This window comes from Sedimenticola selenatireducens (assembly GCF_963675335.2).
Lineage (GTDB): Bacteria > Pseudomonadota > Gammaproteobacteria > Chromatiales > Chromatiaceae > Sedimenticola > Sedimenticola selenatireducens.
The window spans coordinates 1,670,367-1,695,811 of record NZ_CAXXYC010000004.1; the positions used below are offsets into that span (position 1 = coordinate 1,670,367).

The following is a 25,445-nucleotide window of genomic DNA, read 5'->3' on the forward strand; positions in this document are numbered from 1 at the left end:
ATTTCTGAAATGACGTGTCTTGGAAAATGAAAATACTCACTATTCTTGGAGCACGACCGCAGTTTATTAAGGCCTCGGCGCTCAGTCGGATAATTGCCCAGTACAACCAGTCGAATCAGCATGAGATGATTAATGAGGTCATTGTGCATTCCGGGCAACATTTTGATTCAAATATGTCGGATGTTTTTTTTGAACAGCTCGGTATTCCAAAACCAAACCACCATCTTGGTGTGTCAGGAGTTGGTCATGGGGTTATGACGGGCCGGATGCTGGAAAAGCTAGAGTCTGTCACGCAAATGGAGATGCCCGACTGGGTCCTCGTTTATGGAGACACAAATACAACATTAGCGGGGGCGCTCGTTGCCGCAAAATTGCACATACCTCTTATTCATGTCGAGGCGGGGTTACGATCGAACAACCTGGCCATGCCTGAGGAAGTAAATCGTGTTTTAACAGATCGAATTTCGACAGTGCTGTTTTGCCCTACACAGGGAGCTATCAATAACCTGAAGGCTGAGGGTTATCCGTTTTTTTGTACCGGCAGGGAATTGCAAAACATACACAATGTTGGCGATGTGATGCTGGATGTAATTCAGCATTATTCTGATGAGGTTCATGACAAGATAGACTTGTCCAGATGGAAAGTGTCTGAGCGTGAGTATGTACTCTGTACGCTTCACCGGGCAGAGAATACCAATGATGAATCTCGTATGAGAGGCATATTGTCTGCCTTACAGCAAATAAGCAAAAAATGGCGCGTTATCATGCCCCTGCATCCACGCACAAGAAAGGTAATTGATAAAACGATAGGGGGCGATTTTCTGAAAGGCTTGAATATTGTCGATCCGGTTCCCTATCTTGAAATGCAACGCCTGGAAATGAGTGCGCACACAATTCTTACAGACTCTGGCGGCATGCAAAAGGAGGCTTTTTTTCATGATGTTCCATGCATTACCTTGAGAGACGAAACTGAATGGGTTGAGACAGTAGAGTTGGGGTGGAATGTTTTGGCTGGCGCCGATTCAGAGAGGATCCTTGCAGCCCTCGACTCAGTCAAATGTCCGGATACCAAAGCAGATTATCCATACGGTCGCGGTGATGCGGCAGAAAAAATAATTCAACAGATATTGGACCTAAAATGATTCTGGTTTTACTGCCCGCCTATAACGAAGAAGAGTCGTTACCGAGATTGATGCCAAAATTAAAGGTTGTTCTCGAAAAAATGGACGAAGATTATAAAATAATCGTGTGCAACGATGGGAGTAATGACAGTACACAGGCGCTGTTAGAGAAGTATTCACATGAAATGCCTGTTCATATTATTACTCACAAAATCAACCGTGGTCTTGGGGAATCTTCCAGGGATCTGTTTGAAATGGCATCGGAGCTTGTGCGGGGTGATGATGTAATTGTAAGGCTTGATTGTGATGACACTCATGAGCCCGAATTTATACCGTCCATTGTTGAAAAAGTTCGTAGCGGATGCGATGTCGTAATTGCTTCGCGCTTTGTGCCGGGTGGAGGCCAGTTGGGTGTGAGTCGCTATCGTAGTTTTATTAGTCGTAGCGCTAACCTGTTTATGAAAGTATTTTTCCCCATCCCGAATCTGCGGGAATATTCATGCGGATTCCGCGGTTATCGTGCCGAGACAATAAAAGAGGCCATATCCTTTTATGGGAATAATTTTATTCAGTTAAAGGGTCTGGGATTTACCTGTACGCTAGAAAAACTCGTAAAGCTTAAGCTGATAGGCGCAAAATTTGGAGAGGTTCCATTTCTGCTCCGGTATGATCAAAAGCAGAGTGCGAGCAAGATGGTGAGTAGTATTACGACATTAGGCTATATGGTAATGACGTTGCTTTATCATTGGCCTTGGGGAGGATGGCGTCAGAGTATCAGGAATAGACACCGCAGCTGGAGCGTGGCCAATGACAGACCTTGAGCAGGTACGGAGTTTCTGGAGTGAGAATCCCTTGTGGACCGGGGAGTCGGATTACGCTGCGGGCAGTAAAGAGTTTTTTGAGGAGCATCGTAACGTTTATATCCATGACTGCTTCGCGGGTGAATTTGACCTGCGTTTCCTGCCACCACCGAGATCGAATGGGCAGAATATGCGCGTTCTTGATCTAGGTTGTGGCATCGGATTCTGGACGGCGGAGTTTGCGATGCGTGGCCTTTCACATGTTGTTGCAGCCGACCTAACGCCAGCGGCGTTGGAGAATACGCAAAAACGGCTGAATACCTATGGAATCGACGCGGATTTGAGGGAGGAAAATGCCGAGAGACTATCGTTTCCGGACGCCAGTTTTGATCATGTGAACTGTCAGGGAGTTATTCATCACACACCGGATACCGAACAGGCCGTTGCCGAGATTTCACGCATACTGAAACCGGGAGGAACAGCCAGCATTTCGGTTTACTATCGAAATCCTATACTCAAACTATGGCCATATATCAGGTGGATTGGATATCCGCTGGCTGCGATTGGTGGCGGACTCAAGGGGCGAGGTCGGGAGAATATCTTCCTTGAAAAAGACGTTAACGAAATTGTTCGTCTTTATGATGGTGACAAAAACCCACTTGGAAAGTGTTATTCCCGCGGTGAATTTGCTGCGATGCTGGAAAAACATTTTGACGTTAAAGAAACCTACCTCCATTTTTTTCCGGCAAGAGCTTTACCGTTTAAAATTCCCCATTGTTTGCATAAATGGCTGGATGGCCATATTGGGTTCATGGTCTACGCGTCGGTGGTTAAGCCATGTGTGGAATAGCAGGTATATTGACCTGCGATCGTCCCCTGGATGATCGGCAGGCTGTACTTGATACGATGCTCGACAGGATTGCTCATCGCGGACCAGATGGTAAAGGTCGCCTCCATATTCAAACACAAGCTTTGTTTGGGCACCGACGACTCGCCATTATCGACATTGAGCATGGTCAACAACCAATGTGTTCACCTGACCAACGTTACACACTGGTTTTCAATGGCGAGATCTATAACTATCTTGAGTTAAGGCAATCCCTAATCCAGAGAGGGACCCACTTTGAGACTTTTTCAGATACTGAGGTTTTGCTTCAGTTGCTTATAAAGGAGGGAAGCAATGCCCTGTCGCAGTTAAATGGAATGTTTGCATTTGTATTCCATGACCGCGAGAAAAATACTTGGATAGCGGCAAGAGATCCTTTTGGAATTAAGCCGTTTTACTACTCAAGCACTGAAAGAGAATGGGTGTTCGCGTCGGAAATAAAAGCGATTCTTGCTCACCCGGGAATAAACGCGCAACGAAGCGATGAGGGCCTGCAACAATATCTGACATTCCAGTTTTGCCTGGAAGAAAAGACACTGTTTAAAGGTATTTACAAACTTAAACCGGGTTTCTTTCTTTACGGCGTTGGTAATAAGGTTCGTGAGGAAAAATGTTATTGGGATACCAACTACCATATAGATCAATACCACACGGAGGAATACTTTGTAGATCGGCTGCGATCCTTGCTTGAGGATAGCATCAGGCTCCAGTTGCGCTCAGATGTGGCGCTTGGCAGTTATCTTTCCGGTGGAATAGATTCAAGCATTGTCAGTACTCTGGCCGCTCAACACCTTGGAGAAAACGTACCCATGTTCCATGGACGTTTTGCGGAAGGGATAGAATACGATGAATCGTCCTATGCGAAACTGGTGGCGAAAGAGGTGAATGGTCAATACCATGAGGTAGTTCCCACTGCAGATGAATTCGTGTCCGACCTGCCCAGACTTATTTATGCTTTGGATGAACCCTTGGCTGGACCCGGCCTGTTTCCCCAGTACCGTGTCAGTAAACTTGCCGCGGAACACGTAAAAGTGGTGCTCGGTGGGCAGGGTGGTGATGAAATATTTGGTGGTTATGCACGCTACCTCGTGGGATATCTGGAACAGGCGCTTAAAGGGGCTATTTTTGAAACCAACGAAGAGGGTAAACACCTGGTTACCCTTGAGTCGATTATTCCGCAGCTTCCGATGTTGAAGCAATACCATCCGCTACTGTCCCAGTTTCTAAGTCGCGGGCTTTTCGAAGATATGGATGCGCGCTATTTCCACATGATCGACCGCAGTCAGGGACTACAGGGGTATCTTACCCCTGAGCTATTATCAAGTTTTGACCGTGATGAGCTTTTTGCGACATTTCAGGGGGTATTTAATCATCCCGATACACTTTCCTATATCAACAAGATGACCCACTTCGACCAGAAAACGCTGCTACCCGCGCTTCTTCAAGTGGAAGACCGGGTAAGTATGGCTGTATCTCTCGAGTCCAGGGTTCCGTTGCTGGATACCAGAATAGTCGACTTGGTCACTTCTATGCCCCCGCCCTTGAAGTTTCAGGGCGGCCGTCCCAAACACATTCTCAAGAAAGCTACCCACGCTTTGCTTTCTTCCAGAATAATGAAACGCAAGGACAAGATGGGTTTTCCGGTCCCTCTTGGGGAATGGATGAAAATGGGACCTGTCCGTGATTATTTTGGAGACATCTTACTTAGCCAGTCAAGCAAAGAGCGAGGAATCTATACCCGGGAAGCACTAGAAGGCATGTTATCTAATCAAGGCGTGGGTGGTAGGATATCGTGGGGAGCAATTTCATTAGAGTTGTGGCATCGTGAGTTTGGAGTATAGGCAACGTTCTAAAATGCAATCAGTTACCAAAAATGTCGGACGATAAGTTTGAAAGCACCATAAAGAGTGTTGCTAGGAAACTCCTGGTTATCCAGAACAGAGATCCATACAGTTCAACTTATGGATGCTTTGACAGGCGATATTGGGCATGGAAGTTGGTTGACTATCCAGAGGCAACCTACCAAAGAAATGTATATACGCTCGCATGGCTATTAAAACATGACGAAAGTCTTTCCAAACCAGTCCAGTGTACTTTGCTTGATTCGGTCTGCGCCGGTATAGATTTCGCATTAAAAATTCAACATAAAGATGGATCTTTTGATCAAGCCTTTCCGTACGAAAGAAGTTTCGGAGCTACCGCATTTCTTATTTCACCCTTATTAGAAAGTATTTCAATAGTCGGCGATTATGTTCCAAGTAACTGGAAAAATCAGAAGATAGAGAAAATCTATAAAGCCGCCAATTTTTTGGTGAACAACATTGAAGCACACGGCTTTATTTCAAACCACCTGGCCGGAGCGGCACTGTCACTCATGCTCGCGTATCGATATTTCGGAGACGTTCGGTTTCTCAAAAGATCGGAAGAAATTGTTTCTCAGGTACTTGGTAAACAATCCAGAGAAGGTTGGTTTTTGGAATACGATGGGGCAGATCCGGGATACCAATCTCTTTGTATGTATTACCTGTCACGATATCAATGCTTGAATCCCACGGAGAAGCTTGCTACCGCCCTAGACAATAGCGTTGAATTTCTTGCCTGGTTTTCACATCCTGATGGTACTCTAGGTGGTGAGTACGGCAGTCGGAGGACCAATATATTTTATCCCGGCGGGCTATCCATTCTCGGGCAGAGTAATTCGCAAGCTTCGGGAATTGTGCTGAATGCATCGAGAGGAGGAGAAAGTGGATTGGCTGTTTCTTTGTCTGATGTAGATATGGGGAATCTTGCGCCTTTGTCGGAAAATCAGATTGCGTTGTCGGAAAATCTACAGAATATGCTGCCGCCAGCACCATTGCCGTTCAGTCGAAAAAGATCATTTAGGGTGTTTTTAGAAGCGGGAATGGTAGCTGTTGGCTACAGTAAATATTACGCTATAGTCGGCTTGAGAAATGGGGGCGTTTTAAAGGTATTTAGCAAGGACATGCAAAAAGTTGTAGTGGATAACTGCGGGTATGTTGGTGTTACAGGAAGAAACAAAAAAATTACCACACAAATATCTCAAGATTATTCTATTTTAGTGAATTCAGAAAATAGAATAGTCTTTAAGATCCAATTTTATGAACTATTAGATGCTGTACCAACACCGTTTCGCATGATCCTGTTGCGAGTTCTCAATTTGACGGTAATGCGCAATGTTCGTATGGGCAACTTCATTAAGAAAATTCTTGTAAGATTATTAATTAGCAAAAAAAAGCCTTTTCCGGCTACTCTCACTAGGGATATACAGTTTTCTGAACAGGAAATTTCAATCACAGACGTTGTTGAGACAGACGCAAAGTCCAAATCAAAAGGGTTTAGAAGCCTGTTTTTTGGGCATCGTTTTGTAGGGTTGCATATGGCTTCTTCGCGGTACTACCCTGGACTTTCAGCTAAAAATACTCCAGAAGTAACCATAGATGGAAATGAGCTAGACAGATCTGTTAAAGAATTATCAACTGCTGGTGAAACCACACTAAAATGGAACGTGGATTTTAGGCATTATATAGCCAACGAAAATACCCACGATAAATAGTTGTGAATTACGTCTTATATCACTTTATCTTGTTTATTAACGATGCTCGATAATTATATCCCTCTATGAGAATGCGTAAACTTATGCCCGGTTTTGTTAGAAGGCGACTTTGGGGTGATCGTGAAAAATATGGTTTAGAAATAGATTATGATGATGCCTGCTGGAAACAATGGCAAAAAATTGCCACCAAAGCCTATAACGAAACACAAAAAAAGGGTATTGGGCGATGGATAAATGATGCTGGCTATAAAATAATGTCGGAAGCCAATCTAAATAACAGTACTGTATTGGAAATAGGGGCTGGGGATATTAATCACTCGATATACTGGGGTGATAATCCTTCATACTACTATCTGGCAGATGTGCATGAGGACATGCTGGAGAAACCCAAAAAGGTGCTCGAAAAGCTTGATATCGAATACTGCCCTATACTTATTAAAAGGCAGGAGGTTTGGCCAATAGCTGATGAAACGGTTGATGTTGTTATAAGCTTCTACTCCTTGGAACATTTATATCCACTTGATTTCTATATTGAGCAAATAAAGCGGGTTCTGAAGCCCGGCGGTGTATTGGTTGGAGCAGTTCCTACAGAGGGAGGAATATTATGGGGAGTCGGCCGCTATTTAACAACTCGGAGGTGGTTTACCAAAAATACTGAAATAAACTATGACAAAATCATTTGCTGGGAACACCCAAACTATGCCGACAAAATTATCCACCAGCTAGACCAAAGTTTGACCAGACAGTCCATTAGCTTCTGGCCACTTGGCCTTTTCAAATGGATGGATATTAACTTAATCGCTCGCTTCGTTTATAAAAAATAACCGGGATACACTTAGGGCATCTCTCGCGAATTTTAACGAACACGAGGAATGTAAGATTGCTGAGTTCCTATCTCGCGAATTCAAAAGCAGTAATTTTGAAGGTGTACGAGATTATTGGTAAAGCATTTACTGTCTTGATATCACCTTTGGTAGAATAATGTCACGCCTCATACAACTTGGCAAAGACTCACTTGTCTACGGCCTTGGCGGCATCCTGGCAAAAGGGTTGTCGTTTTTATTGCTGCCCGTCTATACGCGTATCTTCACACCTGCCGACTACGGCACCATCGAGATGCTCACTGTCCTCAGCAGTTTTTTTGCCTCTTTGCTGGTCATGGGCATGGACTCGGCGCAGTCAATGTACTTCTTTAAGGTAAAAGAGGAAGGTCGTGTGGCGCAGGCTCGCATAGTTTCGGCCATCCTGCAATGGCGCTTGATCTGGGGTGGCTGTATTACCTTGTTGTCAACTCTGATGGCCCCCTTGCTGAATGCCTGGTTCTTTGAGGGGCAGTTGAGCTGGGGATATTTCGCCATTGCCTTTGTGGGCGCGTTGTTCACCCAAGTGATGAGCCAGAGCGCTGAAGTCATGCGGCTGCTCTATCGCCCGTGGGGCTACATTGGCATCATCTTGGCACAGAGCGTACTGGCAGCTAGCTTAGTGTTAGCCTTTGTGTTGCTCCTTAATCAGGGCATTCTGGGGTTCTTTCTGGGTGCAGCGATTGCCTCATTTATCGTGGCGATCATCGGTTGGTTCCATATCCGCGCTTTTTGGAAATTTGATCAGATTCATTGGGATCTTTGGCCTCAACTGATACGCTTCGGCGTGCCGCTGGTACCAGCGGGTGTAGCTATTTACTTTATGAGCACCGCCGACCGATGGTTTGTCCAGTACTACCACGGCGCTGAGGCACTCGGTCTGTTTGCCGTCGGTGCAAAGTTTTCACTGTTACTGTTACTCGCGGTAGATACCTTCCGTAAAGCTTGGTGGCCTATCGCCATGCATGCAATGCACTCTAGTGATGGTCCAGAAACATTTCGTATGATTAGCCGGCTCTATATGGGACTTGCCTGTGCTGGAATTGTGGTACTGACATATCTATCCCCGTGGCTAGTGCAATGGTTGACTGGTCCAGATTACCATGGCGCCTGGCCCATCGTGGGAATACTCGCCTGGCAGGCGGTGTTTTATGGGTTTTTCCTGATCGCAAGCGCAGGTATCTGGAAAGTGGAAAAGACGTATCTGAATCTTCCATTGATGGCTGGTGCCGCTGTATTAGGCTTAGTATTGAATTGGTTTCTAGTACCTGACTATGGCGGTATGGGGGCGGCACTTGCGACAGCACTTACCTATCTAGTATGGGTTACTGCGGCCCTGATTATTAGTGAGAGATTATGGAATGTTGGTTTTCAATTCAGTGTGATGTCCATGCAAATCAGTTCGACAATTGGCTTTGTCATTGGATTCATTTTCTTTGGGCGTGGAGATATGAGCGGGATGACTTTTATTGTTGCGACAATATTAGTTGTTAATCTCATATTTTTCTCAGTGGCAAAAAAAGACAGAATAACTATTCGCCAAAGAATTTGGCCGATCCACAGCGCTTGATGTTGTTAAAACCAAGATGGTAATAGTTTTTTCGAGAAATAGCTGAATGAGTATGATAAAGAAGCTATACGCGAAGCAAGACAAGTTTGTGCTATTAAGAATTGTTTTGTATCCATTTATTCTCGCGGTATGGTCCCCCTACAGATTTCTAGCAACTCTTTATAACTCGAAGGTGCTAGCGAATGGACAGTGGTCAAAATTCAACCGCTATAGGACCAGAAACGGAATAAATTCGCTGTTTTATTGGACGCAGGCCAATAATATAGAACGATATGGGATGAATGGCATTTCACCGGCACTAGGGCTCGGCGGGTATCAGCTGTCAAGATTGTTTCATATAACACTTCCCAGTATGTATGCATATCGATATGCTTCAGCTATTCTGCCGCTCTCTTCGATGTTGAGTTGGTATTTAATGCATGTGATTGCAGTTGAAACGGCTTCATCGAACAGCGTTCTGACACTGCTTGCATTTACGGCAATCTTATTTAGTACGACGTTTTTTGCAGGGTCGTTCGTGTTTCTGAATTATAATGCTCTTGGATGGGCATTATTTCCACTGGGTATTTGGAGCCTTGAGCAAGAAAATTACTGGGTCGCAGCACTGTCGTGGTTAGGCGTTAGCTTTACAAGTACAACTGTTCTATTCATCTCTGGTTTATTTATAGCAGTTTATTCGATTTACCATGGAGATTTAGTGCCAGCAGTTTCGCTCCTTCCTGCAGTGCTAAAAACACTTAGCCATTTCAACTTGACATCAACAACAAAAGATGAAAAAGCATCGATTACTGGCAATATATACAACATGGCACGTGCAATAGGTATCCTTGGCTCGAGGGCAAAGTATAAAAGGGCCACATTTGCGAAAAAATTAGATATATACTTTTTTTACTTCATATTTCTATACTTGCAGTTTTTAGTGGTATGTCTCTATTTCTCAGTCGAGAATACACATATTTGGGTCATTGGAATACTCATTTTCTTAACAAATAAATTCGTCTCCAGGTTCGCAGATGAACAAAGCATCTACATGCTTATGTTTACATTGGCGACAATTCTACTTCTTCAACATGTTTCGGTAGTTATGTTAGTTTCATACTGGATTGTCGCGTCCCCGTTGCCAATAATGCTTGGTGATGGATCGATAAATGAACCAATTGGAACCTCTCCTCCGTTAGCACCTTTTAAAGTTCAAGGAATTGTGGATCGAGTCTCTGATTTTTTAAGCCAAGTGAGGCCAGGAAACCGGGTATTTGCCGCATTCGATGATCCAGACGAATCTTTTGACAAAGTGTTCAATGGTTACAGGGTGATCCATGAAGTGCCTCTTTATGTGGCAAGTGAAAGATCGTTTCATTGTCTACCAGACTGGTACGCTGTATTTGATACCAATTACGTGGGTGCTCCAAGTTTATGGGGGCGAACGCCAGAGCAAGTAATTGAGCGGGTTAAGCAATGGAAAGCTGACTATGTGCTGATTTATCAGGAGTCAGGATCAGAATTGGATATTGAATGGGAGCGAAGGGGCTTCGTTCCCGTGGGGATGCTTGATTGGGGTGAGGTGGTAGATCAGGAATTGGAAGGAGAGCGCTGCTGGAGTAAGCATTGTGCCGACCCGGTATGGTGGTTGCTTAGTGTTCCGAAATAAAAATAATGAATAAATGGTTTGATTGGCATCGGTATGCTGCACGTGGCTTTTCAATGGGCAATCGCTATTTTGGTGGCGTGGCTGAACGTTTGTTTTTCACTCAATCTGAATCTCAGCTACGCTATGCGCCAATCTTCGTGCTCGGCGCGCCTCGCTCTGGAAGTACGCTTGCTATTCAAGTAATTACCGATGCATTTGATGTTGGCTACATCAGTAATCGGCACTGTACTTGGTTCGGGGCGCCAGCTATAGTCGAGCACTGGTTGCGTCCCCTAGCTAAGAAACCTGATTCGGATTATAAATCTGAGCACGGAGAAACGCGTGGAGACTATGCGCCAGCGGAGTGTGGTGACTGGTGGTACCGGTTTTTTCGCAGTCGGCCACCCTACGTTACGCTGAAAGAAACTGATCCAAAAAGAATGCGCGAATTTCGACATTCTGTGGGGACTTTGGCTAAAGCATTTGGTAAGCCAGTGCTGTTCAAGAACCTCTATGCTTCGCTTCGTATCCAGGCCATAGCACATTATATTCCGGAGAGCCTGTTTATTATTGTGCATCGGGATGAAGTGGATAATGCGCATTCGCTTCTAGAAGCGCGAATGAAGGTGCATGGGAAATATGACACATGGTGGTCAATGGAACCACCGCAGGCTGAGAAACTAAAAGCGCTGCCTGTGCACGAACAGGTCATCGAACAGATTCGACATATCCACACTACCATTTCCCAAGATCTTAAAAACGCAAGCGTCTCCACTGAGCGAGTATTCAATCTACACTACGAGGCGTTTTGCGAAGACACCCATGCCATACTTGATGCGCTGGGCACCTTCTTCGATGCCAACAATTGCCAGGTTAATAGAATTGGAACCCCCCCTCGGCAGTTTGTGCGTCGTACAGATATTCGTATCGATCAGGAACTCTACGAAAAAATGCGGAACTATGCCGGCGACATTTGACACAGTCGAAGAGTACTGGAATTGGTCAGACATAGAAGAAGCGGCAAAACGGGCCAGTAGTGATTCCACGCAGGTATTTCGGACGTCGTTGGCGTCCTACTTAGGCGTTGATGATCATGCGGCACTTACACTTATGCCTTCCGCCCGTTCTGGATTGGAACGGTTACTGCGGCAACACCTTGGACAACGGCGATCTGTGCTTCTACCTGAGTTTAATTGCAGCGCTGTTCAGGATGCGATTGAAGCGGCCGGAGGAAAGTTACGTTTTTATGATTTTGCATCTTCTCCTGGATTATTCGACTGGTCGGCTGTGCTTCGAATGGCAGATTCAACGACAGGTGCCATTATTGTTACCCATTATTCTGGTGTGCCGGTCGACTTTCGGTCGATCATCGACTTTTGCCAAGAAAATAAAGTTCTTCTAATAGAGGACTGCGCGCATACGTTAGGCGGGTGCATTGGATCGGCCACTGCGGGGACTTTGGGAGACGCTGCGTTATTTAGTTTTAATTATGACAAGCCGATCTCCCTCGGATGGGGCGGGGCAGTGTTAGTCAATAATCCGACCTATTACCTTTCAGACTCTATAAGAGGTATTGTTATCCCGTCGATAGCTGAGGAGATAGGGTTGCTTAGAAATTTCATTCGAGCCATGGGTGAACGAAGGAAAGCTATCCCTCGGCAGGGCCGATTGTTGGAAAAATTTATTCAGCGCCTAGGGTTGCATAGGGTATACCCATTCACCAAGGCGGAGGATATTGGTATAGGCGCTGTCCAGGCCGAATTAGGTCTGCAGTGCTTGTCGAGATACGACGAGATAAAAGGCATCCGAAGCCTACGGGCTGAAAGGTTCGCTATTGAAGTTCCCGGTCGTACTTGGCCTGTGAATGGAGATATCACGCCGGCTTGGCTCAAGCAAAAGGTACATTTCTCAGACTGTGTGGCGTTGCGGCGTTGCGCGCGGAGATTGCAGAGGCAGGGGGTACGCGCTGGTAATTTTAACTGGCCAGACCTGTTATCCAGCGAGGGGGCGACACCATGCAAGAATGCGACTGAAGCGGCGACGTGTTGGATGGATGTCCCGATTCATCAAGGCCTTACCGAGTCAGTCCTAGATGCCTGTATCCGTGAGCTAAGCCGGAATCCTTGAATGCCAAACAGATAGCTGCGATTTGTGCGAACCTCAATAACCTGCCGATGAAGTCTTCTAAAGAGACATATAGGCGCCTCTGCTTGGAGGAGTCTTCAATTCCAATTTTTAGCCGTGATTGGTGGTTAGATGCCACAGCGGGTAACGACAATTGGGATGTGGCGGTGGTTGAAAAGGGAGGCGGAGTTGTCGCCACGCTGCCTTTTGTGCTCCGCCGAAATTACGGTTTTCTGTCCGTTACCCAGCCGCCATTGACACAAACGCTTGGACCTTGGATAAGACCAAGTTGTGCAAAATATGCTAAACGCCTAGCGCAGGAAAAGGATTTAATGCAGGCGCTAATTGAGCAATTACCGCCCTTTCGTCGCTATGCACAAAATTGGCATCGCGATCAAACCAACTGGCTGCCGTTTTATTGGCAGGGATTTCGGCAGACAACTCGGTATAGCTATGTCATAACCGAACTCGGTGACAGGGATGTGCTGTGGCAAAATTTACAACCTGGAATACGTACAGATATAAAAAAGGCTACTGCGAGATTTGGGCTTAGGGTTCGTGAAGCCAAATCCATAGAGGAGTTCTATAAGATCAACAAAATGACTTTTTTGAGGCAAGGGCAGGTAATTCCGTATTCATTGGATTTTGTTAAGCGCATTGACCAGGCTTGTAACCTACGGAACGCCAGACGAACCTTCTTGGCTGAAGACGGAGAGGGGCGGGTGCACGCAGCAGTGTACCTGATCTGGGACGAAAATAGCGCCTACTACCTTATGGGCGGGGGAGATCCAAAGCTCCGAAACAGCGGAGCCACCAGCCTGTGCATGTGGGAGGCCATACGTTTCGCTGGAACTGTGACAAAAAGTTTCGATTTTGAGGGATCTATGCTTGAGCCTGTCGAGCGGTTCTTTCGTTCTTTTGGTGCTAAGCAGATCCCTTATTTTTCGGTCACAAAGAATAACTCGAAGTTGATCGAGCTAAGGGATTGCGTGGCTACCCTATGGCGGAGATAAGTTCAAAGTTACATTCCAAATTGTTGAAAATACGGGTAGGACAACTTGAGTTCTGATGATGTTATTGTCAGGGAATTTGTATGGTAGCCAGATTAGGCGACACCTCAATGCCTTTGACTAAGGCATATATGCAACTGAGCGATGCGGCTTTATGCTGGCTCGAGACTATTCTGTTGGAGCGCTATGGCTATCCATTTGTACTTAAATGGGATGGCGATAGAATCAGAATGACTCTCTCTGGTGCATCTGGTGAAATTTGCTTCGATACTTTGCAGTCAGTTTTTAGCAAGCCCAACTCCGATTTTTCGTGCGGGTTTTGGGATGGAACTGCGGAAAATTGGCAGATGGCCTCAGAGGAGTTCCTGCCAACACCTGCTGTTACAGAACCGCCAGTACCGTTGATTCGAAAAATCGATGCCGGATATGTTGTTCATTACGATATTCTTGGACTGACTTACTGGATGCTTTCTCGTCAAGAAGAAGTGGGCCGAACGGATCTAGACAAGCATGGTCGTTTCCCGGCCATCGCATCTAACGCATATCGAAATGGTTATCTAGGGCGTCCTATTGTAGATGAGTGGCTGAATCTACTTGGACAAGTTATCCAGCGGCAATGGCCGGCTCTAGAGTTAAAGCGACATCGCTTTTCAATGAAAGTGTCTCACGATGTAGATGTGCCATCTCGTTACGGCTTTGATGGCACTTATCGGCTCCTGCGTGGTATGGCCGGTGATCTTCTCAAGAGGCGCGACTGGAGAAATATGTATTTTCGTGTTATGTCTCGGGTTAACACTAGATCGCGGTTGTATCCAGCAGACCCTGTGAACTCCTTCAATTGGATTATGGATATTTCTGAGCAGCACGAGCTCACTAGTGCTTTCTACTTTATTAGCGGTCGCACTAACCCGAGAATGGATGCCACGTACGAGATCGAATACCCTTCCATCCGTCGACTGATGCGCGATGTTCACGCCCGTGGGCACGAGATCGGTCTCCATCCAAGCTACAATACTTATAGAAATCCAGTGAAGATTGTTGCCGAAGCGGATCGCCTGCGTCGAGTTTGCGGAGAGGAGGGAATTCTGCAACATGAATGGGGTGGTCGCATGCACTACTTGCGCTGGAAACATCCCGTAACCTTACGTGGCTGGGAGGCGGCCGGGATGACATACGATTCTACCCTCGGCTATGCTGATCGACCCGGTTTTCGTTGTGGAACATGCTTCGAATATCCTGCATTTGATCCAGTCGAATGCAAGGCATTGAAGCTACGCATCCGCCCGTTAGTGGCTATGGAGTGTTCCATAATAGGTGAGCATTATATGAATTCGAGTCTTGGTCAGGGGGCTAGGCAAGAGTTTCTGCGACTCAAGGCTGCTTGTCGAGCGGTTGATGGTTGCTTCACTTTACTTTGGCATAACTCGCAATTGTGCAGCGCTGAAGAGAGGAAACTATATCTTGATGTGCTTTCCCAATGAAACCAAAGTTAATAGAGTCTAGCTTAAGAATTATTGGGGCATAAGCAGTTATGAATAGAGCATTATCCGATGCAGATATCTCTGCGGTACTATTTTGTTTTAACGAGGCCCGATATATCGAGAAGGCAATTAGGTCGCTACAAAATCAAAGTGTCGCGGTTGATGAAATTATAGTGGTTGATGATTATTCAACCGATGGGACGGTCGATATTGTAAGAAAAATGGCGAGTGTCGATAAGCGAATATCGTGTCTCAATAATGCATATGAAAAGGGCAAGGTTGGAGCCTATCAGACTGGCTTGGAGGCAGTTAGAACTGAATTCTTCTTTGTAATGGGGGCGGATGATGAAGCGAATCCTGACCTGGTAAATATTTCACTGAAGTACTTTGAGAACATCAAAACGCCGTTTTTTTTTCATTCCGCGGAGTTAATAGATGAAAACTCTTCTCCGCTTGGTAGGACATTTGTTTCTAGTTTTGACCTGGAGACGTGCTTCTATTACAACAAAACGGGCGGTTTGATTTTCGCTCGGCGTGAAGCTATTCGGAACTTTATTCCATTCCCAGAGCAGTTGGAGTTTGAAGATTGGTACACCGTGCTGACCCTCTATCAGCACTATGGCGTTATTGAAACATGTTCAGTCCCGCTGGTTAGATACAGAATTCACTCTGAGTCGGATAGTCAGGCATCACGATGGAATTGGCATCGACGCCTGGGGCTGTTGGAAAGAGATCTTAGATTTCTGCGATTGATGCAGCAGCGGGTAACAAACGATTCATTCAAAAGTAAACTACAACATTCCATTCTATTTAGGGAGAGACTGATTCGGGGTCTTCCGACTTTGGATAAGGGGGTCAGGATATCCATGGCTCTTTTAAAAACCTATTTCAGTTTGGCTCTTTCCAGGTTTAGAACCAGCATGGTTGATAAGCGCGTTAGACTAGAGAAGTAATGTTGTTTGGTAACTCATTTGTTTGGATATATACATTTTTTCCGTTTCTGGAAGTATTGTTTTGAGGATATTATTTGTTAACCATTTGCTAGATCCCGTTTCAGGCGGAGGGACAGCAGAACGTACATTTCAACTTGCGCGATTTATGACAAAAGAGCTGGTTGAATGCGGAATCCTCACCTTTGATATTGGCGATGTACAAGCCTACGAAAATAAGCTTTCAGGGGCTCAGGTATACAAGCTACCATGTGTTTTTACTCGGTATTTCATTCCCGGACCTTTGCGCCGAGGGGTTGCCCGACTGATATCCGAGTATGATGTTGTGCACCTGATGGGCCATTGGACGTTACTTAATGCGATAGTGGCGGTTATCTGCCTATTTCAGAACAAGCCGTATGTCGTATGTCCCGCGGGCGCACTTAAAAGTTTCGGGCGTTCGCAATGGCTGAAGCGGATATATGATTTCGTTATTGGTAAACGCATTGTCCGTTCTGCCAGTGCCTGGGTGGCAATTACCGAGGATGAGAAACCTGATTTTGTGCATTATGGCGTTACGCCCGAATCAGTTGTGGTGATCCCCAACGGAGTTGACCCTGATGATTATGAATATCAAATCTTGGGTGAATATGAAAAACAGTCCACCTTGGACAAACGATTTTCGTTGAATGGTCATCCGTATATTCTCTTCCTTGGGCGTCTGGATAAAATCAAAGGACCGGATTTGTTGCTTGAAGCATTCGCAGCTGTTACCGAGACATTTCCCAATTTGCATTTGATATTTGCCGGTCCGGATTCTGGCCTGATGGAAACCTTGAAGGCAGATGCTTTAACGATGGGTGTTGATAATCGTGTGCATTTTGCCGGCTATGTGACCGGTGATAATAAAATCAACGCCCTGCGACATGCAAAGTGCCTGGTCATCCCGTCTCGTGAGGAGGCTATGTCAATTGTTGTGCTTGAAGCGGGAATATGTGGCACCCCAGTGATTTTTTCTGATCGATGCGGGTTGGATGAATTTGCCCGGAATGGAGCGGGTATAGAGATTCAGGCAAATGCTCACTCGATCGGGCAAGCACTGATACAAGCGTTGACCTCACCTGAGCGAATGCGAGAGAGCGGAAAGGTTCTCAAGGAGATGGTGCATAAAAGCTTTTTGTGGCGTACCCAAGCCCAGCGTTATCGGGCATTACTTAAAAAAATGGCAGATTAACGGAGTGAATCTGGTTTTTCCAATGGCTGTCATGGCGAATACATTCGCCATGACAGCTTTATTGATAGCCTTGGGGGTAAGCGGCAATTCGAGTCTGGCTGCAGACATAGGTATTGTTCACGGCGCATCCTTGGCATTATTTTTCGCTTTTTCCGCTAACGCCCGCAGTCTTATCCTAAGCAAATCGTCTCCTGTATCTGCGAAGTCAATCATGCTTGCACGCTTGATTTTGCTCATGCCGCTTTCGGTTGTATCTTATTTTCTCAGTGTTGGTGCCGGCGTCGAGTCTCACCTTGCGATTGTGTTGATCTTGAGACGCGCTGTGGAGTGGCTGGGCGAGGTGCAGCTCAGTGAGATGGAACGGCTTGGGCGCAACAAAGAAGCTGAATTTTACCTTGTGGTTCAGTCTCTGCTACTTGCAGTTGGGTTTGGCTGGTTGATGTTTAACATGCCTGACCCGTACCTGGGGTTGTGGTTGTGGGCCATTTTTCCTTTACTGTTAAACTTGAGTGCTATTGTCAATGCATTTTCTGCTGTCTCAAAGTCATTGGGCGGGCTATACATTAGTCTATTTCCGCACCTGGGTTCTTCGGCGGTTATTGGCATCACTATTTACACATTTCGGCTTCTGTTGTTGTATACCGCGGGGAAAGAAACCGCAGGTGATTTATTTGCTGCCTTTGCGATAGGCGGGCTGACCGGATCTATTTTCGCCAATGCCTTAGGCGCCAGCATCACATTCCATGAACAACAGAGCGGTAAACGTCATTCTCCCTGGTTTTTGCGTACTGCCTTAAATAGCTCACTTATGGGTGGCGTAGTCATATTCATTGCCGCTGTAGTTCGGTGGCCCGTCCTTGAGATGGCTGGTAAGTCGTATTTATTCTGGCAGGCTGTGGGACTGTCCCTCATTGGCGGTGTAGTAATGGTTTACGCGCAACGAATACGGTTCAGGTTATTACAGAATGACGAAGAACATGACGTTTTTGGCCCGGATGTCATGATGAATATTCTATTGCTGGCGACTGTTCCATTTGCTTATTATCTGCTCGGCAGGGAGTCTATGGCGGGGCTATATCTATTGAGTGCAGTGCTAGCCTATATTTTCTATATAAGTTACCTGCAAGGTGAAGTGACGCGTCAACTGTCGGAGTATATGCGCAGGAGAATTAAGCTGGTCATCGCAATAGCTTTGTTATTCCCCCTGTTCTTCCAGGCTAGCCATGGAATATTTCATGATCCCTCCTATGAGTTCAATTCTGATGGAAAATTGCTTAACCTTCCCGTTCCTCTCTCTGTGTTTGCTTGCTATGCAGGTATTGTATTGTTGGGCGGGTACAGATGCGCTTACTTCTCCTTCTTGACAATATTTCTGACCTGTATACTGATGCTATTATCGACTATTTTTTCAACCATGGGAGATCCTGTGCGGCAAGAGGCGAAGTTGGTGTTACTAGTACAGTTTGTTTTACCCATGTTCGCCCTGGTATTGGGGCAGATGTATCAATCGAACAGCAAGGTGAATGTTGGCATTGGAGTCGGGAAGATGTTTCTCTGGGTGCTGGTGGTTATCGTTCCATTGCAGCTTGTCTCCAGCTGGTATCAAGGGTCACCCTATCTGGTGCCCTCCGTGGGAGGGGTATTCAGCATCTATCAACTCACAAAATATGTACCGGTGATATTTGTTAGCGGGTATCTGATTGCACTTTTTGCGCTATGGCATTTACCGACCTATCGACGTGCTGTATTGGTATTAGCGCCTTTTATGACATTTTATGTTGCAGCTTCGCTTTCCGTGTTAGCGATAGGTTTGATATTGTTCGGCTTTTTTGTACTGGCTGTATATTACTGGCGATCAAAAAAAGAGAAAATGCCTGTAGTGGTTTTTATGCTGGCGGTGATTTTGTCCTGGAGCTATTTGCAATGGGCTAACTATTCTGATGTTGCTGATGAAGAATTAAGCTTTGTGGATACTATTGCTTTGCAATCGCCAACCCAGGAAAAGCCAAGCCAAGAAGAGAATCAAATAGCAGAAAATATGCAGGCAGTTGGATCAGAAAAACCAGGGCGTGTCGTGTCGAGCATTCAACAGCGCGTTTTGTCCTGGAGCTATTTTCTAAATGGGGTGATGAGCAGCCCTGAAACGTTTATGTTCGGTCATGATAGTCGTCCAGATCGAAATAAATATCCAAGCGCACGCAATTATTATCTGGATTTTATATATAATTACGGCCTGCTTGCCTTGTTCCCCATATTGGCTTTGTTAGCTTATACCTGCGCCCTGATTTATCGACTCCAAAGGCAGATTTATCTTTTACCCTGGTTAACAGGACTATCCGTAGTTGTATTGATTTTGTTATTTGTGGATAACTCTTTGGGGGTAGGTCTACGACAGCCATATCCTGGCATTTTTACTTTTTTCTTGTGGGGGCTTTTGTTAAATCACCTGCTTAGCTTGAACGCGGAGAGAAAATCTTCATGAGTCCAAATTTGGAAGAAATTCTTAGCAGAAATATTATAAATATGCTCCTGTTAATATTCTGGGGAGCGGTTCTGATTCTATCTGTTCTGGCGTTTGCTAGCTATCCCGGTCAGGGCTACATATATATATTATTCACAATAATCTCAAACCTGCTGCTTTACTTTGGGTTCAGAAATAACGCTATATTCTTTGACACATTTATAGGCATATTCTTGTGGTTGGGTTTCTGGTTCAAGCTTTCTGTTAGAGTTGTTTTTGCTGATGGCGTTTTTCATGAGGCCGTCGGATTTTTCGGTGGCACAGGTACTGCCTTTGATCATGCATTGTTGGTGGCAAGTTGTGGCTTGTCAGGCTTTCTGTTAGCCAGCTATGTGAGAGAAAAGTTGTCTTTCAATTATTCTTCGAAGACAGAGGGCGTCACTCAGAAAGGCTTGTTTGGATTCTACAAGAACTATCGCAAGATTATTTGGATCGGGTTTGCGGCTTTGTTTCTTGTTGTTGCTGTCACCAATGCCTATCTGGGAATTTATCAGCGGGGTAGCATTACCCGAACGATATTGCCTTTCGGCCTGAATGGCGTTTACAAATGGTTATTATTGTTTGGCTTGGCTTCGGTTTCAGCCTTGATTCTCCGGTTTGAATTCGCGATCAAAAAACAAACCTATCTTCCTGCTATGATTTTGGTATTCCTGGAGAGCTTGATTTCCAATGTTTCCATGCTGAGCAGAGGCATGATCTTGAACAGCGGCGCGCTTATCTATGGGGTTTTAGCAGCATTAAAACCACATGCAATAAAATCCAGTATTCGATTCTTTTTAGTTTCAGGAGTTATTTTTGCGGCACTCTTTCTCGGATCGGTTTTTGGAGTCAACTATTTACGTTCTGGGAGTTATGTGGATGATCAGCATGCTAATCAATTACAGACAGCTAAGAAATTGCAAACAGCTCAGAATATGACCAACCCTTTATTTATTGATCGCTGGGTCGGGATGGAAGGGGTGATGGCGGTGTCCAGTTACCCTTATCTGGGATGGGATTTATGGAAGAATGCTCTTGAGGAATCCTACAATGAAAATGAAACCAGTTTTTATGATAATAACTTAATAGAATCGCCTTATATTGATACAGATAAGTCTGCGCATCATTTTATTTCGTTACCTGGGATCATCGCTTTTTTCTTTTATCCCGGATCATTCATATTTCTTTTTGTCAGCATGTTTTCGCTTGGAGCGGCAGCCGCCTTGTTTGAAGCATTTGTGTTTCGCCTAGGGGGGAGAAATCTGATCTTGTGTGCATTGATTGCGCAAGTCATTGCCTTTCGGTTTGCCAGTTTTGGTTATGTACCCAAGCAATCCTATCTGTTGTTTGGGACGATTTTACTTAATGTAATAATCATTTTTATTGGAGATAAATTCCTGTCGCGCTTTTATAAAAATACAGATACAGATCAGACTCTATAAGGGTAACGCAGAATCACTCCCCGCTTTATGAAAATCTTTGTTGTCACCCAATACTTCTGGCCGGAAACATTCATTATTAACGACCTGGTTATGCACCTTAACAATCAGGGCCACGACGTTACCGTCTTGACGGGAAAGCCAAATTATCCAGATGGTGTAGTGTTTGATGGCTACTCCGAAGAAGGCGTTCTACATGAAAAGTATGGAGGTGTAATTGATATTTTCAGAGTGCCATTGAGAACCCGGAAAACAGGCTGTTCTCGTGATCTGATTTTGAATTATTTTTCTTTTGTCTGGTCTGGGCTACGTTATTTTTCAAAGCTCGTTAAAGGGCGAGAAGCTGATGCAATTCTTGTATTCGCACCATCGCCGATTACATCTGCGATAGCAGCCGTTCCGCTAAAGTGGATGAAAAATGCACACCTCGCAATCTGGGTTCAGGATTTGTGGCCACAGAGCCTGGCTGCAACGGGACACGTAAACAACCCTTTGTTGCTCAGTATGATGGGATGCTTGGTAAGAGCGATTTACTATTTTGCGGATAGTTTGCTTGTTCAATCTCGCGCCTTTTACGAGCCAGTTGCTCGTCTGGCCAGTGACGATAAAATTGTCTACTACCCTAATTCTATTGACGACCCATCTAGAGTGGAGCGTAAAACGGGAGCGCTGCCAACAGAACTGAGCAGCCTGCTGCATAATAAATTTTGCATAGTGTTCGCGGGTAATATCGGTGCGGCACAGTCGGTCGAAACGATTGTGCAAGCGACATTGCTGTTGAAAGATCATGATGATATCAGGGTGGTTATGGTGGGCAGCGGTAGTCGACTGGGCTGGGTGCGGGAGAAAAAGGAAGCCCTGCAGCTTGATAATATATATTTGGCGGGCCGATTTCCTATGCAAGTCATGCCCGAAATTTATCAGGATGCTGCAGGTTTGATTGTAACCTTAAAGAATGAAACCATTTTTTCGCTGACGGTTCCAAGCAAGGTCCAGGCATATCTGGCTGCCGGCAAACCAATTATTGCCGCTCTGAATGGAGAGGGAGCGAAGATAATAGAGGAGTCTGGTGCAGGCCTTGTTTGTGCGGCGGAGGATGCGAAAGCTTTGGCAAACGCCATAATAACACTCTATGAAATGAATGAGGCGTCGCGGGGGCAGATGGGAAATAACGGATATGCCTATTTTCTCGAACATTTCGAAATGGGCCGCCAGGCTACCCGACTGATAAAAGTATTGGAACAGAGAATGACTTCGAAAGAGAGAGAAAGGTGATGCGGGTTTTGATTCTGGGAGCATCCGGGATGCTGGGCAATGCGGTTCTGAAGCTGTTTACAGGTAACGGATTGCATGAGACTTGGGGCACAGTTCGCAGTGATGCCTCAAGGTATTTGTTTTCTGCCGAATTGCAATCCCGGTTGATTTCCGGTGTGGATGTTCTGAATCAGGACGCATTACTGGATGTTTTCGCACAGACTCGGCCGGAAGTAGTGATCAACTGTGTCGGGCTTATCAAGCAGCTTCATAATGCCAATGATCCATTAGCTGTATTGCCAGTGAACGCTCTATTACCGCACCAGCTGGCGAAATTATGCCTGGTAACAGGTGCAAGGCTGATTCATGTTAGTACAGATTGTGTGTTTGTGGGAGACAAAGGGCTATACAAGGAAACAGATTATTCAGATGCCAGGGACCTCTACGGAAAATCCAAGTACATGGGGGAATTGCATGATCATGCTCATGCGATTACTTTGCGTACATCAATCATTGGTCACGAATTGAATTCAAACTATGCATTGCTGGACTGGTTTTTATCCCAGGAGGGTCAGGTTAAGGGATATACCAAGGCCATTTTTTCGGGTATGCCGACGGTGGAGCTGGCAAGAGTAATGCACGATTGGGTACTGCCGCAGCACGCTTTATGCGGTTTGTATCATGTTTCAGCGGAGCCAATTGCCAAATATGACCTGTTGAAATTAGTGGCGGAAGTTTACGACAAGAGCATCGTTATCCAGCCCGATGACGGGATGGTCATCGACCGATCTCTGGATTCAACCCTATTCCAGAAAGTATCGGGTTATGAGCCGCCGAACTGGCCGGAGTTGATTAGAAGCATGCAGCAGGCACGCTAAGGAGTTAAACGAATTATGTTTGACAACAAAGTTTTGATGATTACTGGCGGGACTGGATCTTTCGGGCATACGGTGCTGAATCGTTTCCTCGATACGGAGGTGCGAGAAATCCGGGTTTTCAGTCGGGATGAAAAAAAACAGGAAGACATGCGTATCGCACTCGCAAACGACAAGGTCAAATTCTATATCGGCGATGTGCGTGATTACGACAGTATTTCCCAGGCCATGGTCGGTGTGGACTATATCTTCCACGCGGCGGCTCTTAAGCAGGTACCTTCTTGTGAGTTCTACCCAATGGAGGCCGTACGTACCAATATCGTCGGTACGGAGAATGTGTTGAATGCGGCGATTGCTACCGGCGTCAAGCGGGTGGTGCTGCTAAGCACCGATAAGGCTGTGTATCCAATCAATGCCATGGGTATCTCCAAGGCGATGGCAGAAAAGCTCATGGTCGCCAAATCAAGGATGATTCCAGAGGCAGGGCCGATCATTTGTGCGACCCGCTACGGTAACGTAATGGCTTCTCGCGGCTCAGTGATTCCACTGTTTGTCAGTCAGATCAAAAATGATGAGCCGCTAACAGTCACCGATCCGAATATGACCCGGTTTCTGATGTCGCTGGAAGACTCTGTAGATCTTGTATTACATGCATTCGAACATGCGGAACAGGGCGATATTTTTGTGCAAAAAGCGCCTGCCTCTACGGTAGCTGATCTTGCTCAGGCATTAAAGGAGTTGTTTTCCCGAGAAAATCCTATCAAGGTAATTGGCACTCGACACGGTGAGAAGTTGTATGAGTCGCTTATTTCTCGCGAGGAGATGGCCAAGGCGGAAGACATGGGGCGATATTATCGTATTCCGGCGGATAACCGGGACCTAAACTACAAAAAGTTTTTCGTCGAGGGTGAGCGGCATATCTCCGAACTGGATGACTACACCTCACACAATACCGAGCGTCTGAATATTTCAGGCATCAAGGAGCTATTGCTGAAGCTGGATTACATTCAGGAGCAGCTCGATGCTTAAGGTCATGACATTGGTGGGTACCCGCCCGGAACTGATCAAGATGAGCCGGGTAATCTCGGAACTGGATCGGCAGGTGGAGCACGTGCTGGTGCACTCCGGCCAGAACTACGACTACGAGCTCAACCAAGTCTTCTTCGATGATCTGGATATTCGCAAACCGGATCATTTTCTGGGGGCTGCTGGAGAGACGGCTGCGAAGACAATAGCGGAGGTGATTTCCAAGGCTGATGAGGTGTTTGAACTGGAAAAACCCGATGCGCTCTTACTGTATGGCGACACAAACACAACCTTGGCAGTAATTGCTGCTAAACGCAGAAAAATTCCCGTTTTCCATATGGAAGCAGGGAATCGTTGTTTTGATCAGCGTGTACCGGAGGAGCTAAATCGCAAGGTCCTCGATCATTTGAGTGATATCAATATGGTGCTGACCGAGCATGCGCGCCGTTATCTGATTGCTGAGGGTATTCGCCCCGAAACCATCATCAAGACCGGTTCACACATGGAGGAAGTGCTGGATTACTACATGCCGCGTATCCAGGCCTCCGATGTGTTGCGACGGGAAGGGCTTGAGGAGGGCAGGTTCTTTATCGTCAGTACCCACCGGGAAGAGAACGTCGACACCCCCGATAACCTGCGGGATTTACTGGCAACGCTGCGGGCGCTTGCTGAGACCTATCCGTACCCGGTCATCGTGTCTACTCACCCCCGTACTCGCAGTCGTTTGGAGGCACTGGGTGAGTCGCTGGATCATCCGCGGATTCGCTTCGTCAAACCGTTTGGTTTGCTGGATTACATCAAGCTGCAGATGTCGGCGTTCTGCGTACTTTCCGATAGCGGAACGATTACGGAGGAGGCTTCGCTGCTGAACCTACCGGCGATTACGATTCGCAACGCGCATGAACGACCCGAGGGGATGGATGAAGGCACGCTGATCATGAGTGGTCTGAAAAAGGACCGTGTACTGGATGCAGTGCGAGTGGTGACAGCCCAGCATGACTCTACCCGGCGCGTGATTCCCGTGGTGAAGGACTACCAGGCGGGCCCGGTGTCGAAGCAGGTGGTCAGGGTGGTGCTCAGTTACACGGACTACATCAACCGTACTGTCTGGTCGAAAGGCTGAGTATTCACGAGG

At 46.1% G+C, this 25,445-nt stretch carries 20 protein-coding genes; all 20 read left to right on the forward strand.

Annotated features, from left to right (window positions below; genetic code table 11):
• The first annotated feature begins 26 nt into the window (after nucleotides 1-26).
• The 20 genes from wecB (ACHZBF_RS19005) (at nucleotide 27) to wecB (ACHZBF_RS19100) (ending at nucleotide 25,433) form a co-directional block, all read left to right on the forward strand.
• Nucleotides 27-1,142: a non-hydrolyzing UDP-N-acetylglucosamine 2-epimerase gene (gene wecB / locus ACHZBF_RS19005; RefSeq protein WP_321529289.1), complete on the forward strand. Its 1,116-nt coding sequence runs from the start codon at nucleotides 27-29 to the stop codon at nucleotides 1,140-1,142.
• Complete coding sequence (locus tag ACHZBF_RS19010) at nucleotides 1,139-1,942, forward strand: glycosyltransferase family 2 protein (protein WP_273439533.1); 804 nt, start codon at nucleotides 1,139-1,141, stop codon at nucleotides 1,940-1,942. The genes wecB (ACHZBF_RS19005) and ACHZBF_RS19010 overlap by 4 nt, the downstream gene beginning before the upstream one ends.
• Nucleotides 1,929-2,771, forward strand: coding sequence for a class I SAM-dependent methyltransferase (locus ACHZBF_RS19015; protein ID WP_321529290.1), 843 nt, complete (start codon nucleotides 1,929-1,931; stop codon nucleotides 2,769-2,771). The genes ACHZBF_RS19010 and ACHZBF_RS19015 overlap by 14 nt, the downstream gene beginning before the upstream one ends.
• Nucleotides 2,759-4,648: an asparagine synthase (glutamine-hydrolyzing) gene (gene asnB, locus ACHZBF_RS19020; protein ID WP_321529291.1), complete on the forward strand. Its 1,890-nt coding sequence runs from the start codon at nucleotides 2,759-2,761 to the stop codon at nucleotides 4,646-4,648. Before ACHZBF_RS19015 ends, asnB begins: the two co-directional genes overlap by 13 nt.
• A 32-nt stretch (nucleotides 4,649-4,680) precedes the next feature.
• On the forward strand, nucleotides 4,681-6,381 hold the full coding sequence (locus ACHZBF_RS19025) for a prenyltransferase/squalene oxidase repeat-containing protein (RefSeq protein ID WP_321529292.1): 1,701 nt from the start codon (nucleotides 4,681-4,683) through the stop codon (nucleotides 6,379-6,381).
• Between the two features lie 71 nt (nucleotides 6,382-6,452).
• Entirely contained in the window at nucleotides 6,453-7,205 is a 753-nt protein-coding gene (locus ACHZBF_RS19030) for a class I SAM-dependent methyltransferase (RefSeq protein ID WP_321529293.1), read from the forward strand.
• A gap of 157 nt (nucleotides 7,206-7,362) precedes the next feature.
• Nucleotides 7,363-8,811, forward strand: coding sequence for a lipopolysaccharide biosynthesis protein (locus ACHZBF_RS19035; protein ID WP_321529294.1), 1,449 nt, complete (start codon nucleotides 7,363-7,365; stop codon nucleotides 8,809-8,811).
• Between the two features lie 277 nt (nucleotides 8,812-9,088).
• Nucleotides 9,089-10,459 carry a hypothetical protein gene (locus ACHZBF_RS19040; protein WP_321529295.1) on the forward strand — a complete coding sequence of 457 codons (1,371 nt, stop codon included), beginning with the start codon at nucleotides 9,089-9,091 and terminating at the stop codon, nucleotides 10,457-10,459.
• Between the two features lie 5 nt (nucleotides 10,460-10,464).
• Nucleotides 10,465-11,415 carry a sulfotransferase gene (locus tag ACHZBF_RS19045; RefSeq protein ID WP_321529296.1) on the forward strand — a complete coding sequence of 317 codons (951 nt, stop codon included), beginning with the start codon at nucleotides 10,465-10,467 and terminating at the stop codon, nucleotides 11,413-11,415.
• Nucleotides 11,399-12,565 carry a DegT/DnrJ/EryC1/StrS family aminotransferase gene (locus tag ACHZBF_RS19050; protein WP_321529297.1) on the forward strand — a complete coding sequence of 389 codons (1,167 nt, stop codon included), beginning with the start codon at nucleotides 11,399-11,401 and terminating at the stop codon, nucleotides 12,563-12,565. The genes ACHZBF_RS19045 and ACHZBF_RS19050 overlap by 17 nt, the downstream gene beginning before the upstream one ends.
• On the forward strand, nucleotides 12,562-13,575 hold the full coding sequence (locus tag ACHZBF_RS19055; RefSeq protein ID WP_321529298.1) for a GNAT family N-acetyltransferase: 1,014 nt from the start codon (nucleotides 12,562-12,564) through the stop codon (nucleotides 13,573-13,575). Before ACHZBF_RS19050 ends, ACHZBF_RS19055 begins: the two co-directional genes overlap by 4 nt.
• Nucleotides 13,576-13,682: 107 nt before the next feature.
• Nucleotides 13,683-15,053, forward strand: coding sequence for a polysaccharide deacetylase family protein (locus ACHZBF_RS19060; RefSeq protein ID WP_321529299.1), 1,371 nt, complete (start codon nucleotides 13,683-13,685; stop codon nucleotides 15,051-15,053).
• Nucleotides 15,054-15,103: 50 nt separating this feature from the next.
• Complete coding sequence (locus tag ACHZBF_RS19065) at nucleotides 15,104-16,006, forward strand: glycosyltransferase family 2 protein (RefSeq protein ID WP_321529300.1); 903 nt, start codon at nucleotides 15,104-15,106, stop codon at nucleotides 16,004-16,006.
• A gap of 22 nt (nucleotides 16,007-16,028) precedes the next feature.
• Nucleotides 16,029-17,216, forward strand: a complete 1,188-nt coding sequence (locus ACHZBF_RS19070) for a glycosyltransferase (protein WP_321529301.1) — start codon at nucleotides 16,029-16,031, stop codon at nucleotides 17,214-17,216.
• Between the two features lie 4 nt (nucleotides 17,217-17,220).
• Complete coding sequence (locus tag ACHZBF_RS19075; protein WP_321529302.1) at nucleotides 17,221-19,698, forward strand: hypothetical protein; 2,478 nt, start codon at nucleotides 17,221-17,223, stop codon at nucleotides 19,696-19,698.
• The gene (locus ACHZBF_RS19080) at nucleotides 19,695-21,158 is read left to right on the forward strand and encodes a hypothetical protein (RefSeq protein ID WP_321529303.1); all 1,464 of its coding nucleotides are present in this window, start codon (nucleotides 19,695-19,697) and stop codon (nucleotides 21,156-21,158) included. The genes ACHZBF_RS19075 and ACHZBF_RS19080 overlap by 4 nt, the downstream gene beginning before the upstream one ends.
• A 27-nt stretch (nucleotides 21,159-21,185) precedes the next feature.
• Nucleotides 21,186-22,430, forward strand: coding sequence for a glycosyltransferase family 4 protein (locus tag ACHZBF_RS19085; RefSeq protein ID WP_321529304.1), 1,245 nt, complete (start codon nucleotides 21,186-21,188; stop codon nucleotides 22,428-22,430).
• Nucleotides 22,430-23,287, forward strand: coding sequence for a dTDP-4-dehydrorhamnose reductase family protein (locus ACHZBF_RS19090; protein WP_321529305.1), 858 nt, complete (start codon nucleotides 22,430-22,432; stop codon nucleotides 23,285-23,287). The genes ACHZBF_RS19085 and ACHZBF_RS19090 overlap by 1 nt, the downstream gene beginning before the upstream one ends.
• A gap of 15 nt (nucleotides 23,288-23,302) precedes the next feature.
• On the forward strand, nucleotides 23,303-24,313 hold the full coding sequence (locus ACHZBF_RS19095) for a polysaccharide biosynthesis protein (RefSeq protein WP_321529306.1): 1,011 nt from the start codon (nucleotides 23,303-23,305) through the stop codon (nucleotides 24,311-24,313).
• Complete coding sequence (wecB, locus tag ACHZBF_RS19100) at nucleotides 24,306-25,433, forward strand: non-hydrolyzing UDP-N-acetylglucosamine 2-epimerase (RefSeq protein WP_321529307.1); 1,128 nt, start codon at nucleotides 24,306-24,308, stop codon at nucleotides 25,431-25,433. The genes ACHZBF_RS19095 and wecB (ACHZBF_RS19100) overlap by 8 nt, the downstream gene beginning before the upstream one ends.
• The last annotated feature ends 12 nt before the right edge of the window (nucleotides 25,434-25,445 follow it).